This is a genomic window from Janthinobacterium sp. BJB446, from assembly GCF_002735655.1.
Taxonomy (GTDB): Bacteria; Pseudomonadota; Gammaproteobacteria; order Burkholderiales; family Burkholderiaceae_D; genus Janthinobacterium; species Janthinobacterium lividum.
The window spans coordinates 577,526-594,006 of the sequence record NZ_PDZK01000003.1 but is presented as its reverse complement, the minus strand read 5'-3'; the positions used below and the strand labels follow the sequence as shown (position 1 = coordinate 594,006).

12 protein-coding genes and 1 pseudogene are annotated in these 16,481 nt (G+C 62.1%); 6 read left to right on the top strand and 7 right to left on the bottom strand.

What is annotated here, in order from left to right:
* Nucleotides 1-69 precede the first annotated feature (69 nt).
* A pseudogene (locus tag CSQ92_RS29625) lies at nucleotides 70-654 on the top strand (NUDIX domain-containing protein); the annotation flags it as partial.
* A gap of 420 nt (nucleotides 655-1,074) precedes the next feature.
* On the opposite strand, the gene CSQ92_RS21995 reads toward CSQ92_RS29625, so the two are convergent.
* From CSQ92_RS21995 to CSQ92_RS21965, 7 genes are all read right to left on the bottom strand, one after another.
* Nucleotides 1,075-2,046, bottom strand: coding sequence for an ABC transporter permease (locus CSQ92_RS21995; protein WP_034754516.1), 972 nt, complete (start codon nucleotides 2,044-2,046; stop codon nucleotides 1,075-1,077).
* A gap of 4 nt (nucleotides 2,047-2,050) precedes the next feature.
* Nucleotides 2,051-3,130: an ABC transporter permease gene (locus CSQ92_RS21990; RefSeq protein WP_034785591.1), complete on the bottom strand. Its 1,080-nt coding sequence runs from the start codon at nucleotides 3,128-3,130 to the stop codon at nucleotides 2,051-2,053.
* Nucleotides 3,127-4,656: an ABC transporter ATP-binding protein gene (locus CSQ92_RS21985; protein WP_070260161.1), complete on the bottom strand. Its 1,530-nt coding sequence runs from the start codon at nucleotides 4,654-4,656 to the stop codon at nucleotides 3,127-3,129. Before CSQ92_RS21985 ends, CSQ92_RS21990 begins: the two co-directional genes overlap by 4 nt.
* An 81-nt stretch (nucleotides 4,657-4,737) precedes the next feature.
* Nucleotides 4,738-5,733, bottom strand: a complete 996-nt coding sequence (locus CSQ92_RS21980) for a BMP family lipoprotein (protein WP_099395371.1) — start codon at nucleotides 5,731-5,733, stop codon at nucleotides 4,738-4,740.
* A 383-nt stretch (nucleotides 5,734-6,116) separates the two neighbouring features.
* Nucleotides 6,117-7,019 carry a LysR family transcriptional regulator gene (locus tag CSQ92_RS21975; protein WP_034785584.1) on the bottom strand — a complete coding sequence of 301 codons (903 nt, stop codon included), beginning with the start codon at nucleotides 7,017-7,019 and terminating at the stop codon, nucleotides 6,117-6,119.
* Between the two features lie 85 nt (nucleotides 7,020-7,104).
* Nucleotides 7,105-8,034: a pseudouridine-5'-phosphate glycosidase gene (locus tag CSQ92_RS21970; RefSeq protein ID WP_099395370.1), complete on the bottom strand. Its 930-nt coding sequence runs from the start codon at nucleotides 8,032-8,034 to the stop codon at nucleotides 7,105-7,107.
* Between the two features lie 2 nt (nucleotides 8,035-8,036).
* Nucleotides 8,037-9,194 (bottom strand): PfkB family carbohydrate kinase, encoded by a 1,158-nt coding sequence (locus CSQ92_RS21965; protein ID WP_099395369.1) that lies wholly within the window; start codon nucleotides 9,192-9,194, stop codon nucleotides 8,037-8,039.
* 382 nt (nucleotides 9,195-9,576) lie between these two features.
* On the opposite strand from CSQ92_RS21965, the gene xapA reads away from it, so the two are divergent.
* The 5 genes from xapA (at nucleotide 9,577) to deoA (ending at nucleotide 16,474) form a co-directional block, all read left to right on the top strand.
* Nucleotides 9,577-10,416, top strand: coding sequence for a xanthosine phosphorylase (gene xapA / locus CSQ92_RS21960; protein ID WP_034785579.1), 840 nt, complete (start codon nucleotides 9,577-9,579; stop codon nucleotides 10,414-10,416).
* Between the two features lie 117 nt (nucleotides 10,417-10,533).
* Nucleotides 10,534-11,727 carry a phosphopentomutase gene (locus tag CSQ92_RS21955; RefSeq protein ID WP_034785578.1) on the top strand — a complete coding sequence of 398 codons (1,194 nt, stop codon included), beginning with the start codon at nucleotides 10,534-10,536 and terminating at the stop codon, nucleotides 11,725-11,727.
* Nucleotides 11,724-12,683, top strand: coding sequence for a deoxyribose-phosphate aldolase (deoC, locus tag CSQ92_RS21950; protein WP_046685481.1), 960 nt, complete (start codon nucleotides 11,724-11,726; stop codon nucleotides 12,681-12,683). Before CSQ92_RS21955 ends, deoC begins: the two co-directional genes overlap by 4 nt.
* Nucleotides 12,684-12,695: 12 nt before the next feature.
* Nucleotides 12,696-15,077, top strand: a complete 2,382-nt coding sequence (locus CSQ92_RS21945; protein ID WP_370452791.1) for an aldehyde dehydrogenase family protein — start codon at nucleotides 12,696-12,698, stop codon at nucleotides 15,075-15,077.
* Nucleotides 15,078-15,151: 74 nt separating this feature from the next.
* Entirely contained in the window at nucleotides 15,152-16,474 is a 1,323-nt protein-coding gene (gene deoA, locus CSQ92_RS21940) for a thymidine phosphorylase (RefSeq protein ID WP_099395368.1), read from the top strand.
* The last annotated feature ends 7 nt before the right edge of the window (nucleotides 16,475-16,481 follow it).

Below are 16,481 nucleotides of genomic sequence, written 5' to 3'. Positions count from 1 at the left end.
TCTTGTTAATTCTTGATATTGCACGAGTTTGCATGATAAAGTCGGAAAATACAAGCACAAGGAGACGATATGCGCGAAGACAATTTAGGGCAGGAGAGGGTACGCATCCAGCAGGTGCAGACCCTGTCGCACGACTGGTATCTATTGCAAAAGACCACGTTCGACTATCTGCGCCACGATGGCGAATGGCAGACGCAGACGCGGGAAACCTATGACCGCGGCGATGGCGCCACCATCCTGCTTTACAACAAGGTAAAGCGCACGGTGATTTTGATCCGCCAGTTCCGTTTTCCCACCTACCGCGAAGGTCACGACGGTTTCCTCATCGAATCAGCGGCCGGCTTGCTGGAAGAAGCCAGTGCTGAAGAGCGCATCCGCGCCGAGGTGGAAGAGGAAACCGGTTACCGGGTGGGGCAGGTGCAAAAGATATTCCAGGCCTTCATGAGTCCCGGTTCCGTGACAGAGCGCCTGCATTTCTTTGTCGCCGAATACGACCCCGCCAGCCGCATCGGCGACGGCGGCGGCCTGGCGCAGGAGGGCGAGGATATCGAAGTGCTGGAACTGCCCCTGGCGCAGGCGCTGCAGATGGTGGCCGATGGGCGCATCTGCGATGGCAAGACCATCATGTTGCTGCAGCATGCGCAATTGCAACTGATGCCGGTGAATCAGGGTATGCAGATACTGGTTGCCGGCCCCTACCGTTCCGGCACGGGCGACGATCCGCTCTTGATGCAGCGCAATGTGGACGCCATGCAAGCCGTTTGCCTGCCCCTGTATGCCATGGGACACATGCCCGTGCTCGGTGAATGGCTGGCCTTGCCCATGCTGGCGCTGGCCGGTTCCACCCGGGTGGGCGACGCCGTGTATGAAGAGTTGTTCCACGCGCATGCGACGCGTTTATTGAGCCATTGCGATGCCGTGCTGCGTCTCGGTGGCGCATCGGCTGGGGCGGACCAGATGGTGACGGTGGCGCGCAGCCTGGGTCTGCCTGTGTTTTTCTCGCTGGATGAGATTTCGCAGGCGTAAAAAAAGCGAAGCCCGCGGGCTTCGCTTTTGTCATGCGCTCGTTGAAATTTAACGCGATTTGACGAACGGGATACCAATGGCTTTTGGCGCGATGGATTTCGCCATCAAGCCCGCCAGCACGATCACGGTGACGACGTACGGCACCATCTGGATCAGCGAGCCGGGGATGCGGCCCACGACCGGCAAGTCCACGCCTTCAATCTGGATCTGGATGGCGGCAAAGAAGCCGAACATCAGGCAGCCGAGGAAGGTGTAGACGGGGCGCCAGTTGCCGAACACCATGGCCGTCAGGGCCAGGTAGCCGGCGCCGGCCGACATGTCGCGCAAGAAGAAGCCGCTTTGCACGATGGCCAGGTAGGCGCCCGAGAACGAGCACAGGATGCCGGCCACCAGCATGGCAAGGTAGCGCGTCGCTTCCACGCTCACGCCGGCCGAATCGGCCGCATGCGGGTTTTCGCCGCAGGCGCGCAGGCGCAGGCCGAAGCGCGTGTGGTACAGCAGCCAGTGCACGAGCGGGATCAACAGGAACGCCACATAGACGAGGATGGAATGGCCGCCGATCAGATGGGCATATACCCAGCCGATGAAGGGAATGTGCTCCACGTACTGCGTGCCCGGCAAGACCACGTCGAACAGCCGCGCCGAACCGAGGTCGGGCGTGCGGCCGCCTTGCTGGAAGAAGAACTGCGCCAGCACGAACGTCAGCCCGCTCATGGCGATATTGATCGCCATGCCGGCCACCAGCTGGTTGCCCTTTTGCGTAATGCTGACGTAAGCCTGCAGCAAGGCCAGGGCGACGCACACGAGCATGCCGGCAGCCATGCCGTAATACGGGTTTTGCGTCGTGTAGGCCACGGCGGCGGAAGCGAAGGCGCTGGCCAGGATCTTGCCTTCCAGGCCGATGTCGATCATGCCGCTGCGTTCGGCAAACAGGCCGGCCATGGCGGCAAAGATCAGGACGGGCGCATTGCGCACGGTCGATACCAGGATGCTGGCGAATTGAAAGTCGTCGAGTGTCATGGTGTTAGCCTTTGGTGCGCTTGAGCAGGGCGGAAATGGCCGGTGCGTAGAAGTTTTCCATGGCGCCGCAGAACAGGATGATCAAGCCCTGGATGAAAATGAAAGTTTCCGTCGGGATATTCGGTTTTTCCAGCGACAGGTCGAAGCCACCCTGGATCAGCGCACCGAACAGCACGGCCGACAAAAAGATGCCGACCGGATGCTGGCGGCCCATCAGGGCGATGGCGATGCCGATGAAGCCGGCGCCGCCGACGAAATTGAGCGACAGATAATGCGTCGAACCCATGATGGAATTGACGGAACCGAGGCCCGCCAGCGCGCCGGAGATCAGCATGACGATGATGATCATCTTGCTGATCGACACGCCCGCATAGTGGGCCGCATGCTTGTTCAAGCCCGTGGCGCGCAGCTTGAAGCCCCACGACGAGCGCCACACCATCACGCCATAGATCACCAGCGCGGCGATCGCCAGAATAAAACTGATGTTCAGCGGCGTGTCGCCCAGCGACGGGAACCAGGTGGAGAGGCGCGGCATTTCGCCGCTTTCCGCAAACACGCGGCTGGCCGTGTTCTGCTCGCCAGGCGGGATCAGGTATTTCACGATCACGAAGTTCATCAGGCTGGCGGCGATGAAGTTGAACATGATGGTGGTGACGACGATGTGGCTGCCGCGCTTCGCTTGCAGGTAGCCGGGCAGGAAGCCCCACAGCGCGCCAAACAGGGCCGCGCCGATCATGGCGGCTGGAATCAGGAGCCATGCGGGCAGGGTCTGGTCGAAGGCCAGCATGGCCACCGTCAAGCCCAGGCCGCCGATATACATCTGGCCTTCGGAACCGATATTGAACAGCCCGGCCTGCATCGCCACGGACACCGACAGGCCCGTGAAGATGAAGGTGCTGGCGTAGAACAGGGTGTAGCTCAAGCCTTCCGGATTGAGGACGGCGCTGTTGACGAGGATACCCAGCGATTCGGCGGGATCTTCGCCCAGCATATAAATCACCAGGGCTGCGACCAGCAAGGCCGACAGCAGGTTTAACATGGGCATGACAAAGGCTGTCGCCCAGCGTGGCAAGTCGTTATTCATGATTTATGCATTCCCCCCATCAACAGACCGATGCGGGTGGTATCGAATTCTTCAATTTTCAGTTCGCCGGTGATGCGTCCGCCGCACATGACGAGAATGCGGTCGGCCAGCGCCCGCACTTCCTCCAGTTCAACGGACACCAGCAGGATCGCCACGCCCGCGTCGCGCAGGGCCAGCAATTGCGTATGGATGCTTTCGATGGTGCCGATGTCGACGCCGCGCGTAGGCTGGCCTACGAGCATCAGTTTCGGCTTGGCCAGCACTTCGCGCGCGATCACCACCTTTTGCTGGTTACCGCCCGACAGCAGGCCGATGCGCAGGTCCGGATTGGCCGGGCGCACGTCGAAAGTCTTCAGCAGTTCCGCGCAGCGGGCGCCGATGGCCTTGAAGTTGAACAGGCCCCAGCGGTTTTTCAGGTGATCCTGGTAGCCGAGGATGGTGTTTTGCATGACGGAGAAATTTTTCACCACGCCATCGCGCAAGCGGTCTTCCGGAATGTGGGCGATGCCCAGCTCGCGGAAGGCCAGCGGCAAGCCGTCGGCATCGTGGCGCTTGGCAAACGGCAAGTCCTTGTCGAGAAAACGCAGCTTGCCCGAGGTGGGCAAGCGCATGCCCGACAGAATTTCCAGCAGCTCGCTCTGGCCATTGCCGGAAACGCCCGCGATGGCGACGATTTCGCCGGCGCGCAAGTTGAAACCAATGTCGGCCAGCAGTTTGACCTGCTGCTCGTCGGCCAGTTGCAGACCGTCCACTTCCAGCACCGTGGCGCCCGGATTGTACGGGGCACGCGGCAAGTGGCTCTGGATGGGGCGGCCAACCATCATGTTGGCCAGTTCCTCTTTCGAGGTAGTTGCCGTGGCAACGGCGCCCACCACCGTGCCGCCGCGCATGACGGTGACGTTGTCGGTGATTTCCAGGATCTCTTGCAGCTTGTGCGTGATCAGGATGATGGTCTTGCCCTGTTCCTTGAACAGGCGCAGGATTTCAAACAGCGAGGCCGTTTCCTGGGCCGTCAGCACGGCCGTCGGCTCGTCGAGGATCAGGATATTGGCGCTGCGGTAAATCTGCTTGAGGATTTCCACGCGCTGCTGCGCGCCGACTGACAGGTCTTCGATCTTCGCCAGCGGGTCGACGTCGAGGCGGTAGCGCGCGCAAATCTCGCGCAGCTTGGCTTCCGCTTCCGTGCGGTGGCTGGCCAGGCGAAAGCCGCCTTCCGTGCCCAGCATGATATTGTCGAGGACGGTGAAGTTCTCGACGAGCATGAAATGCTGGTGCACCATGCCAATGCCGAGGTTGATCGCTTCCTGGCTGTTGCGGATAGGCTGTACTTTTCCGTCGAGCAGGATTTCTCCGCCGTCGGCACGGTAATACCCGTACAGGATGCTCATCAAGGTCGATTTGCCTGCGCCATTTTCCCCCACCAGGCCATGGATACTGCCCTTGGCGATGGAGAAGCTGACGTCGGCGTTCGCCTTCACATGTCCAAACTGCTTGGAAATGCTGCGAAATTCTACTGCTGGCTGCATAGGTTCATAACTGGATAGTTTCATGGAAACGCGCCGCGCGGAGACTGGCCCCGGCGGCGCGCTAAAAGATACGGAGAAAAATTAAACCGGGCAGCTGCTGCCGACGCGGTAATCGATCACTTTGATCTTGCCATCGATAATGTCCTTACGCGCACCCAACACGCGCTTTTCGATTTCCGGCGTGATCAGCTTGCGGTTGTTCGCGTCGAGCGCCCAATCCACGCCGCCTTCTTTCAAGCCTTTATAGCTGACGCCGCCCTTCCAGGTGCCGTCCTTGACTTGCATGAAGCTGTCGTAAACCGTGTTGTCGACGCGCTTGACCATCGAGGTCAGGATGCTGCCTGGATACAGATGATTCTGGTTCGAATCAACGCCGATGGCCAGCTTGCCTTTTTCCTTGGCCATTTGCAGGGTACCCATGCCGCTGCCGCCAGCAACGGCGAAGACGACATCGACGCCGCGCTCGAATTGCGAGCGGGCCAGTTCGCCACCCTTGGCCGGGTCATTCCAGGCGCCGGACGTGGTGCCGACCATGTTTTGCGTGATTTCCATCTTCGAATTGACGGCCTTCGCGCCTTGCGCGTAGCCGCAGGCGAAGTTGCGGATCAGTGGAATATCGATGCCGCCGATGAAGCCGACTTTCTTGCTCTTGCTGGCCATGGCCGCTGCCACGCCCACCAGGTAGGAACCTTCTTCTTCCTTGAAGACGACGGAATTGACGTTGCTGCCGGCGGCCTGGCCGTCGATCAGCACGAATTTTACGTTCGGGAATTCCTTGGCGACCTTTTGCACGGCTTGCGTTTGCGCAAAGCCGATGGCGGCAATCATGTCGAGTTTCTTGCGGGCCAGGCCACGCATGACTTGTTCAGCCTGCGTATCGCTCGATGCCTGCACTTCGATGAAGGAAATGCCCGTGTCTTTTTTGAAGCGCGATGCGCCTTCGAAAGCGGATTGGTTGAACGACTTGTCGAACTTGCCGCCCGCGTCATACACGACACCCAGTTTTGGGGTAGCCGCGGACGCTTGAGCAGTCAGAAATACGGCTGCGATCGTCAAACTAAATTGTGTAAGTTTCATGAATTGGCTCCTGGAAGATCGATATTGTATATTTTTTATAGGTGAAACATATAATTTGGGGCCGATTTAGCCTGTTTTTGATGCACGAGGTGATAATTCCTTATCAACATTGCACTGTATTGCACAAGATCATTGCTGGCCTCGTGTGCTTTTATGTCGTCAGTGTGATGCTCATGCAACAGTCGCGCCCCGTCTATAGGTACAACATCGAATGGGGCTGCCGGAGCGGGCTGGGATGCGCCGTCAGTTGACGGGCAGGGCAAGCACGGGACCGGCGCCGCGATGGGCGTCCGAATCACTATGCATCATGCCAGATATGTATGACAAATACGTTTTTGTTTATGTATTTATACGCGGTGCATATAAATAGGTGGTGCCGCCGATTAGACGGCCGGGGGATTGAGGATATTCAGGAAGGCCCGCACGACGGGAGCGTCGTCCAGCGTGGTGTAGCTGATGTACAGGTTGGCCGACGGGGGATTCGTCTTGATCGGCAGAAACACGACGCCGGGCCAGCCGATGCGGCTTGTCGTTTCCGGCACCAGGGTCACGCCCAGGCCTGCGCCGACCATGGCCAGCAGGGTTTGCGGCTCGCTCGCTTCCTGGAAGATTACGGGTTCGAAACCGGCATTGATGCAGCATTGCACCAGGTAGCGGGGAAACGCGGATTTATCGAGGTTCAGGGTGAGCATCGGCTCGTGGGCGATGTCGATCAGCTCGATGGCCGTGTTTTTCGCCAGCGGATGGTGTTCATTGACGGCCACGCAGACATTTTCGCGGAAGCACAGTTCCTGGCGCAGATTATCGTGACGCAAGTCGTCGTCGTTGAGCTTGGGTTCGCGCCAGAAGCCCACGTCGATCTGCTTGGCGCGCAAGGCTTCGTATTGCACCGTGGGACCGAATTCATGGATGGTCCAGGTGACGCGGGGGAATTTGGTCTGGAATTCTTCCAGCAGGCTGGGGATGGGGCCCCACATGGCCGAGCCGACGATACCCACGCGCAAGCGGCCCACTTCGCCGCGGTCGATCTGGCGGATGGTGTCGATGGTCATGCGCATCTTGGCCAGCAGGTCGGCGGCCTCGTTCATCAGCGCCTTGCCCGCCACGGTCAGCTCGAACGTGCGCGTGGTGCGGGCAAACAGGCGCACGCCCAGTTCGCTTTCCAGTTTCATGATCTGCTGGCTCAGGGGCGGCTGCGAGATATGCAGGCGCTCGGCGGCGCGGCTGAAGCTTTTCTCCTCGGCAACGGCAAGAAAATACTTTAACTGTTTCAGATCGATGGACATGCTTTCCTTGGCGTTGCGTGTTGCTAGGCGATGGAACGGCGCACGAACCCGTGAAGGCGCGCGCGCTTTCTTTACAGCGGTCCTATTATCGTGCCACGACCGCCTGCATGGCAATGGCCAGCGCGGTGCCGACCTGGGCATTGTGCTTGACCAGCGCGATATTCGTCGCCAGGCTGCGGCCATCCGTCAGTTGCTTGATGCGCGATAACAGGAATGGCGTGACTTGCTTGCCCTTCACGCCGCCCGCGTCCGCTTCCTGCAGCGCTTGCGTGGTGATCGCATCGATTTCTTCCTTGGGCATGGCTTGCGCGGCTGGCACGGGGTTGCTGACGACCACGCCGCCTGTCAAGCCCAGCTGCCACTTGGTGCCGATGAAGGCGGCTTGTTCGGCGGCCGTGTCGAGGCGGAAATCGGCCTTGAAGCCGCTTTCGCGCGTGAAGAATGCCGGAAAACCTTCCTGGCCCACGCTGATGACGGGCACGCCGTGGGTTTCCAGGTATTCCAGGGTCAGGCCGATGTCGAGGATGGATTTCACGCCTGCGCAGACGACGGCCACCGAGGTTTGCGCCAGTTCCTGCAGGTCGGCGGAAATGTCGAAGCTCGTTTCCGCGCCGCGGTGCACGCCGCCGATGCCGCCCGTGACGAACACGGAAATACCGGCCAGTTCCGCGCAGATCATGGTGGCGGCCACGGTGGTGGCGCCCAATTTGCGCTGCGACAGGACGAACGGCAGGTCGCGGCGGCTGACCTTCATGGCGTCGGGCGAGGTGCCCAGCAATTCCAGCTGTTCCGGCGACAGGCCCACGCAGATCTTGCCGTCGATGATGGCGATGGTGGCCGGCACGGCGCCGCCGTCGCGGATGATCTGCTCCACTTCGCGCGCCATTTCCACGTTTTGCGGATACGGCATGCCGTGCGAAATGATGGTCGATTCCAGCGCCACGATGGCCTTGCCGGCGGTGCGCGCGTCGAGCACTTCTTGCGAGAACAAGAGGAAATTCTGTAATTGGGTCATGTTTAATCCTGTTGAAAGAGGGTAGGGGGAGGCGGCGCCAGGTCGGCGTCGTCAATGCTGTCGAGCGCGCCGGCGGAAATCTGGGGGGAGACGGTGGCAGCCGATTCCAGGGTCATGGCGGCCAGCTTCAGGCCGCGCCGGCAAGCCAGTTTCAAATCGCTGCTGTCGTGGTAGAGCGACCAGCAGACGGCGGCGGAAAACGCGTCGCCGGCGCCAGTCACATCGACGGCGTCCACTTCGCGCGCGGCCAGGTGGACGATAGGCGCGTCCGGGCTGTCGCCATCCGTGAAGTACACGCCTTCGCCGCCGCAGGTGACGATCACCTGGCGCGCGCCCTGGCGCTGTACTTCGCGGCAGGCGGCGCGCAGGTCCGCTGCCGTGGGCAAGGCCCGCGCCACGCGCGTTTCCAGTTCGCCCCGGTTCAGGATCAGCAGGTACAAGCCCGTCAGGTCTTGCGGCAGGTGCGCCATTTTCGGCTGCGAGACGGCGACGATGACGAGCGGCGTCGCGTGGGCCGCATCCTGGCGCGCGTCGGCCAGCAGTGCCTGCACGCTGTCGTGGCCCAGGTTCAGGTCGCAGACGGTGAGGGCGGCGGCGGCGCGCTGCGGCTGGCGGCTATGCAAAAAGGCCGGTGTCAGCTGTTCATAGAGTTGCATGTTGGCCATCGCCAGCAGCATTTCGCCATGTTCGTCGAGCACGGCCGTGTAGGTGCCGCTGCTGGTGTTGCTCAAGTGCAAGCTACCGCGCATGTCGATGCCGGCGTCTTCCGCGTGCGTCTGCAGGGCGTGGCCGGCCGCATCGTCGCCCAGCGCCGTCAGCAGGGCCACGGGGATCGACAATCGGGCCAGGTTTTCCGCGATGTTGCGGCCCACGCCGCCAAATACTTCTTCCGAGCGCACGGGATTCGAGGTGCCCATCTGCAGGGTCGCCAGCGTGCGCATCTTGCGGTCGAGGTTGGCGGCGCCTATGCACAGTACGGGGCGGCTGTCGGGCAGCACGTAGGCGCGTCCCAGCAGGCGCCGCTCACGGATGAGGCCGGCGATGTGGCCGGCGACGGCCGAGCGCGACAAGCCCAGTTCGCTCGCCAGGTCTTGCTGCGAGATGAAGGGGTTGTTGCGGATCAGCATGTACAACTGGTCTTTTTTATTGGTATCGGTCACAAGGTTTTCGCTGAGGTTTAAACATTTGTCTGAAACTGTAAACATTTGTCTTGTTGGTGTCAAGCGTGTGTGGAGTTCGTATCGGACGTGTGCCAAAAGTGGTCGTATGGAGCTTGTATGCAAGCATTTCCCGGGCATGGCGAACCTGGGCTTGTCTCGACTATAATATCGGCCATTTATATTTGAATTGTATAAATGGGCAAGAAAAATGGTATTTGCCATACATATTCCGTTTGATGCATAGTGGCGGCAAATAGAGGCAATACGCATCTGGATATACCAGCAGCACCCATATACATACCCGTAACCTGGGCCGTACTTCTTCACCGGGCACGGCCGTGCAGGCAGCAACCCATCATCATTAGTCAATCAGAGGATAACCATGTCGAACAACACCCCTTTCCACGCCGCCGAAATCATCCGTGCCCGCGCTCCTGAAAATTTCAAGCCGCGCGTGGCGATGATCCTCGGCTCCGGCCTGGGCGTGTTGGCCGAGCAGATGACGGACGCCGTCAGCATCAGCTTTGACGAATTGCCAGGCTTCCCGATCAGCACCGTGCACGGCCACGCCGGCGAACTGGTGATCGGCACCCTGTCGGGCGTCGCCGTCGTCTGCATGAAAGGCCGTGGCCACTTCTATGAAGGCTATGGCATGGGCGTGATGACGAGTGCCATCCGCACCTTGAAACTGCTGGGCTGCGAAATGCTGTTCGTCACCAACGCCGCCGGTTCCCTGCGCCCTGAAGTGGACGCCGGCAGCCTGGTGGCCATCAGCGACCACATCAACCTGTTGCCAGGCACGCCGATGGTCGGCCCGAACGACGACCGCTTCGGTCCGCGCTTCTTCAGCATGGCCAACGCCTACGATGCGGACCTGCGCAAGTTGGTCGCGGACACGGCTGCCTCGAACGGCATCACCCTGCACGAAGGCGTGTTCGTCGCCTACCCGGGCCCGAACTTCGAGACGGCCGCCGAAATCCGCATGATGGCCCGCCTGGGCGCCGACACGGTCGGCATGTCGGTGGTGCCGGAAGTGGTCTCGGCCCGCCATTGCGACCTGAAAGTGGTGGGCGTGTCCGTCATCACCAACCTGGCCGAAGGCATGTCGCCATTCGCCCTGTCGCACGAGCAAACCCTGAAATACGCGGCCATCGGCGCGAAAGACCTGGTCAAGCTGATCCTGGCTTTCCTCGCCAAAGTCGCTGAAAAACCGCAAGCCTAAGCAATTTTTTATGCAGTAGCGGCGCGCCGGCCACCGGCGCTGCCGCGCGGCAGGCCGGGAAAAACCGGCCTACACTGTCCGCATCATCCCGCATCAATCCATAAAGCGAGCCTTATCATGTCACGCGCATTTATCCTCCTGCTTGATTCCTTCGGCCTTGGCGCGACGCCAGACGCCGCCAAGTATGGCGACGCAGGTGCCAATACCTTTGGCCACATTGCCAGCACTGTCGCCAAAAGCGGCAAGACCTTGAAACTCCCGAACATGGAACGCCTGGGCCTGGGCGCCGCGGCGCAACTGGCCAGCGGCGAATGGGCCACGGGCTTCGACCAGCGCGACGGTTTTACCGGCGCCTACGGTGCGGCGCGCGAGCGCTCCACCGGCAAGGACACGCAGAGCGGCCACTGGGAAATCGCCGGCGTGCCCGTCGAATTCGACTGGGGATATTTTCCCCGTACCACGCCATCGTTCCCCGCCGACCTGACCGACAAGCTCAAGGCCATGTCCGGCGTGCCGGGCTTCCTCGGTGACTGCCATGCCTCGGGCACGGACATCATCAACAAGCATGGCGATGAACACGTCGCCACCGGCAAGCTGATTATCTATACCTCGGGCGACTCGGTGATGCAGATCGCCGCGCATGAAGAATCGTTCGGCCTCGAGCGCCTGTATCAGGTGTGCGAAATGGCCTTCAAGCTGGTGGAGCCGTACAACATCGGCCGCGTCATCGCACGCCCGTTCACCGGCAGCAATGGCAACTACACGCGCACGTCCAACCGCCACGACTATGCCGTCGCGCCGCCCGCGCCGACCCTGCTCGACCATGTGAAGAACGCGGGCGGCGAAGTCGTCGGCCTGGGCAAGATCAGCGACATTTTCGCTACCCAGGGCATCTCCAGAGTCGTCAAGGGCGTCGACAACATGGCGCTGTTCGAAGCGCTGCTGAAAACGGCCGATGAAGTGCAGGACAAGTCGCTCACCTTTGTGAACTTCGTCGATTTCGACCAGGCTTTCGGCCACCGCCGCAACGTCGAAGGCTATGCCGACGCGCTGCGCGAAATGGATGCGCGCCTGCCGGAATTCATGGCCAAGCTCAAGGAAGGCGACCTGGTCGTGATCACCGCCGACCATGGCTGCGACCCGACCTGGCACGGCTCCGACCACACCCGCGAACATATACCGATGATCTTCTTCGGCCCCGGCGTCGCCCCGCGCGCGCTGGGTATTTCCGAGACCTTCTCCGATATTGGCCAAACCCTCGCCAAGCACCTTGGCGTACCACCACTTGCTAATGGAACCAGCTTGTTATGACACTCATGCACCCCGAATTCAAGCGTAACGAGGCCGTCGGCCTCGACCTGGGCTGGATCAACCAGATCCGCGTCAACCGCGCCGCGACAGACCGCCGCGCGGCCAGCCTGGCGAACCGCCGCACCGTGAAAAAGGAATACCAGGCCGCCTGGCTGGTGAAAGCCATCCAGATGATCGACCTGACCACCCTGGGCGGCGACGATACGCCGGGCCGCGTGGAACGCCTGTGCATGAAGGCCATGCGCCCGCTGCGCGCCGACCTGATGGACGCACTGGGCTTGACGGAACTGAGCACCGGCGCCGTGTGCGTGTACCACGAGATGATCCAGCCGGCCGTGAAGGTCATCCAGGGCCGTTTGCCCATCGCTGCCGTATCGACGGGTTTCCCGGCCGGCCTGACGAGCATGGAAACGAAGCTGCGCGAGATCGAACTGTCGGTCGCCGCCGGCGCTTCGGAGATCGATATCGTCATCACGCGCCAGCACGTCCTGAACGGCAACTGGCAAGTGCTGTACGACGAAATGCTCGCTTACCGCAAGGCTTGCGGCGAAGCGCACGTGAAGGCGATTCTCGCCACGGGCGACTTGCTGACCATGGAAAACGTGGCCAAGGCTTCGTGGGTCTGCATGATGGCAGGCGCCGATTTCATCAAGACTTCCACCGGCAAGGAGGGCGTGAACGCCACCATTCCCGTGGCCCTGACGATGGTGCGCACGATCCGCGAATACCACGAGCAGACGGGCTTCCAGGTGGGCTTCAAGCCGGCCGGCGGCGTCAGCTCGGCCAAGAGCGCGCTGCAATACCTGACCCTGATGAAGGAAGAACTGGGCAACGAATGGCTGCAGCCGCACCTGTTCCGCATCGGCGCTTCCAGCCTGCTGACCGACATCGAGCGCCAGCTCGAGCACTACGTCACCGGCAGCTACTCGGCCAATCATCGTCACGCACAACCTTAAAGAACAATCGTCATGCCAACAATTAACGAGATTCTCAATACTATGGACTACGGCCCTGCTCCCGAAAGTCAAAAAGAAGCGCAGGCGTGGCTTGATGGCCACCAGCGCACATTCGGTTTGTTCATCGACAATGCCTGGAGCGAGCCTGCGGAATTGTTCGCCTCGACCAATCCTGCCGACGGCACGCAGCTGGCGGAACTGACGCAAGCGAGCGATGCAGACGTGGAACGGGCCGTGGAAGCGGCGCGCCGCGCGCTGCCCGTATGGCAAGGCATGGGTGGCCACGGCCGCGCGAAAGTCATGTACGCGCTGGCCCGTCTGCTGCAAAAGCATTCGCGCCTGTTCGCCGTGCTGGAAACCCTGGACAACGGCAAGACCATCCGCGAAACGCGCGATATCGACCTGCCGCTGGCCGCGCGCCATTTCTACCATCACGCCGGCTGGGCGCAGCTGCAGTCGGAGGAATTCGCCGACTACCGCGCCGTGGGCGTGGTGGGCCAGATCGTGCCGTGGAATTTCCCCCTGCTGATGTTGTCGTGGAAAATCGCCCCGGCCCTGGCGGCCGGTAACACGGTCGTCTTCAAGCCGGCCGAATTCACGTCGCTGACCGCCATGCTGTTCGCCGAACTGTGCGTGCAGGCGGGCGTGCCGGCCGGCGTGGTCAACATCGTCACGGGCGATGGCCGCGTGGGCTCGGCCATCGTCAACCATCCTGGCGTCGACAAGATCGCGTTTACGGGTTCCACCGAAGTGGGCCGCCTCATTCGTGAAGCGACGGCCGGCAGCGGCAAGAAGCTGTCGCTGGAGCTGGGCGGCAAGTCGCCGTTCATCGTCTTTGAAGACGCTGACCTGGACGGTGCCGTGGAAGGCCTGGTCGATTCGATCTGGTTCAACCAGGGGCAAGTGTGCTGCGCCGGTTCGCGCCTGCTGGTGCAGGAATCGATCCAGGAGCGCTTCCTGAACAAGGTGCGCGCGCGCATGGAAAACCTGCGTCTCGGCTCGCCCCTGGACAAATCGATGGACGTGGGCGCGCTGGTCGACCCCGTGCAGCGCCAGCGCATCGCCGCGCTGGTCGATTCGGCCCGTGCCGAAGGCTGCGATGTATGGCAGCCGGCGTGCGAGTTGCCTGCCGACGGTTCGTGGTTCCCGCCCACCCTGATCACGGGCGCGTCGACCTCGGCCGCCGTGGCGCAGGCTGAGATCTTTGGCCCCGTGCTGGTGGCCATGAGCTTCCGCACGCCGCCTGAAGCGGTGCAACTGGCGAACAACACGGTGTACGGCCTGGCCGCCAGTGTGTGGACCGAGTCGATCAGCCTGGCGCTCGATATCGCTCCCGCCATCAAGGCTGGCGTGGTGTGGATCAACAGCGCGAATCAGTTCGACGCCGCGTGCGGCTTCGGCGGCTACCGCGAATCGGGCTTCGGCCGCGAAGGCGGCCGCGAAGGCATGCTGGAATACATGACTGCCCTGGCCGAAGATGCGCGTCCGGCCTTGCCGGTGGTGGAAGCGAAAGCCAAGGGCAATGTGAAGCCGGCGGCAGCCGATCCGTTCGCCATCGACCGCACGGCCAAGATGTACATCGGCGGCAAGCAGGCGCGCCCTGACAGCGCCTACAGCACTCCAGTGTTCGGCGCGAATGGCACCCTGCTGGCCGAAGTGGGCGTGGGCAGCCGCAAGGATATCCGCAACGCCGTCGAAGCGGCCCATAAAGCGTCCGGCTGGACCGGCGCCACGGCGCACAACCGCGCGCAAGTGCTGTACTACATCGCTGAAAACTTGGCCGCGCGCGCCGACGAATTTGCCGCCCGCATCGCCGCCATGACGGGCAGTAAAAATCCTGAGAAGGAAGTACAGGCATCGATCGAACGCCTGTTCTACTACGCTGCTTGGGCCGACAAGTACGACGGCCTGGCGCACCAGCCGCCAACGAAAGGCATCACCGTGGCGCTGAACGAAGCGGTCGGCGTGATCGGCATCGTTTGCCCGAATGAAGCGCCTTTGCTCGGCTTCATTTCGCTGGTGGCGCCGGCCATCGCGCTGGGCAACCGCGTGGTGGTGGTGCCGTCGGAAGCGCATCCGCTCTCCGCTCTGGACCTGTACCAGGTGTTCGATACGTCCGACCTGCCAGGCGGCGTCGTCAACATCATCAGCGGCAACGCCGATGAACTGGCGCGCACCCTGGCCACGCACGCCGACATCGACGCCGTCTGGCGCCATGACGGTTCCGCTGAAGGTTGCGCGGAAGTCGAGCGCCTGTCGGCCGGCACCCTGAAGCGCACCTGGGTTGGCGGTGCGAAGGGCCGCGACTGGTACAGTGCCGCGCAAAGCGGCGGCCGTGCCGTGCTGGCGCATGCGTCGCAAGTGAAAAACGTGTGGATTCCTTACGGCGTCTGATAAGTCACCAGCGTTACAAAGCTGGGGTCAGATCCGCAGGGACTGGCCCCAGATCTCATGATTGGAGTTATTCCATGTTGTTAACCCAGGAAATCATTCGCAAGAAGCGCGACAAGGGCGTGCTGAGCGCCGAGGAAATCCAGTTTTTTGTGCGCGGCATTACTGACGGCAGCGTCAGCGAAGGCCAGATCGCGGCGCTGGGCATGGCCGTCTATTTCAACGACATGAACATGGACGAGCGCGTGGCGTTCACCCTGGCCATGCGCGATTCCGGCCAGGTGCTGGACTGGCGCTCGCTGAACCTGCCGGGCCCCATCGTCGACAAGCATTCGACGGGCGGCGTGGGCGATGTCGTCTCCCTGCTGCTGGGCCCCATGGTCGCCGCGTGCGGCGGCTACGTGCCGATGATCTCGGGCCGCGGCCTGGGCCACACGGGCGGCACGCTGGACAAGTTCGACGCCATTCCCGGCTACTGCACGGTGCCGGACAATGAACTGTTCCGCAAGGTGGTGCAGGAGATCGGCGTGGCCATCATCGGCCAGACGGCGCAGCTGGCGCCGGCCGACAAGCGTTTCTACAGTATCCGCGACGTCACCGCCACGGTGGAATCGGTGGCCATGATCACCGGCTCCATCCTGTCGAAGAAACTGTCGGCTGGCCTGGATGCGCTGGTGATGGACGTGAAAGTGGGCACGGGCGCCTTCATGCCGACCTACGACAAGTCGGTGGAACTGGCCGAGAGCATCGTCGCCGTCGGCAACGGCGCGGGCATGCAGACGTCGGCGATTCTGACGGACATGAACGAGTCGCTGGCGCCGTATGCGGGCAATGCGCTGGAAGTGCGCGGCGCCATGGATTACCTGACGGGCCGTTCGCGTCCCGCGCGCCTGCACGAAGTCACCCTGGCGCTGTGCGCCGAGATGCTGGTGCTGGGCGGCCTGGCTGCCACGGAAGAAGAAGCGCGCGTGAAATTGATGGCGGCCCTCGATTCGGGTGAAGCGGCCGAGCGCTTTTCGCGCATGGTGTCTGCCCTGGGTGGCCCGGCCGACCTGGTCGAACATCCGGACAAGCACCTGGAGCAGGCACCATTCATCGTGCCGGCACCGGCGCTGTCCGCCGGCTTTGCCAACGTGCGCGATTGCCGCGCCATCGGCCTGGCCGTGGTGGCCCTGGGTGGTGGCCGCCGCCGTCCGACCGACAGCATCGATTTCGCTGTCGGCCTGACGGACCTCGTGGGCCTGGGCGAGCAGGTGGCTGTCGGCCAGCCGCTGGCCATGGTGCACGCGCGCACGGAAGCGGCGGCGCAGCAAGCCGTCAGGGAAATCCAGGAGGCATATGCCATCAGCGCGGTGGCGCTGGCGGCCAATCCGGTGATTTACCGTACCATTCGACCGTAACTATTTT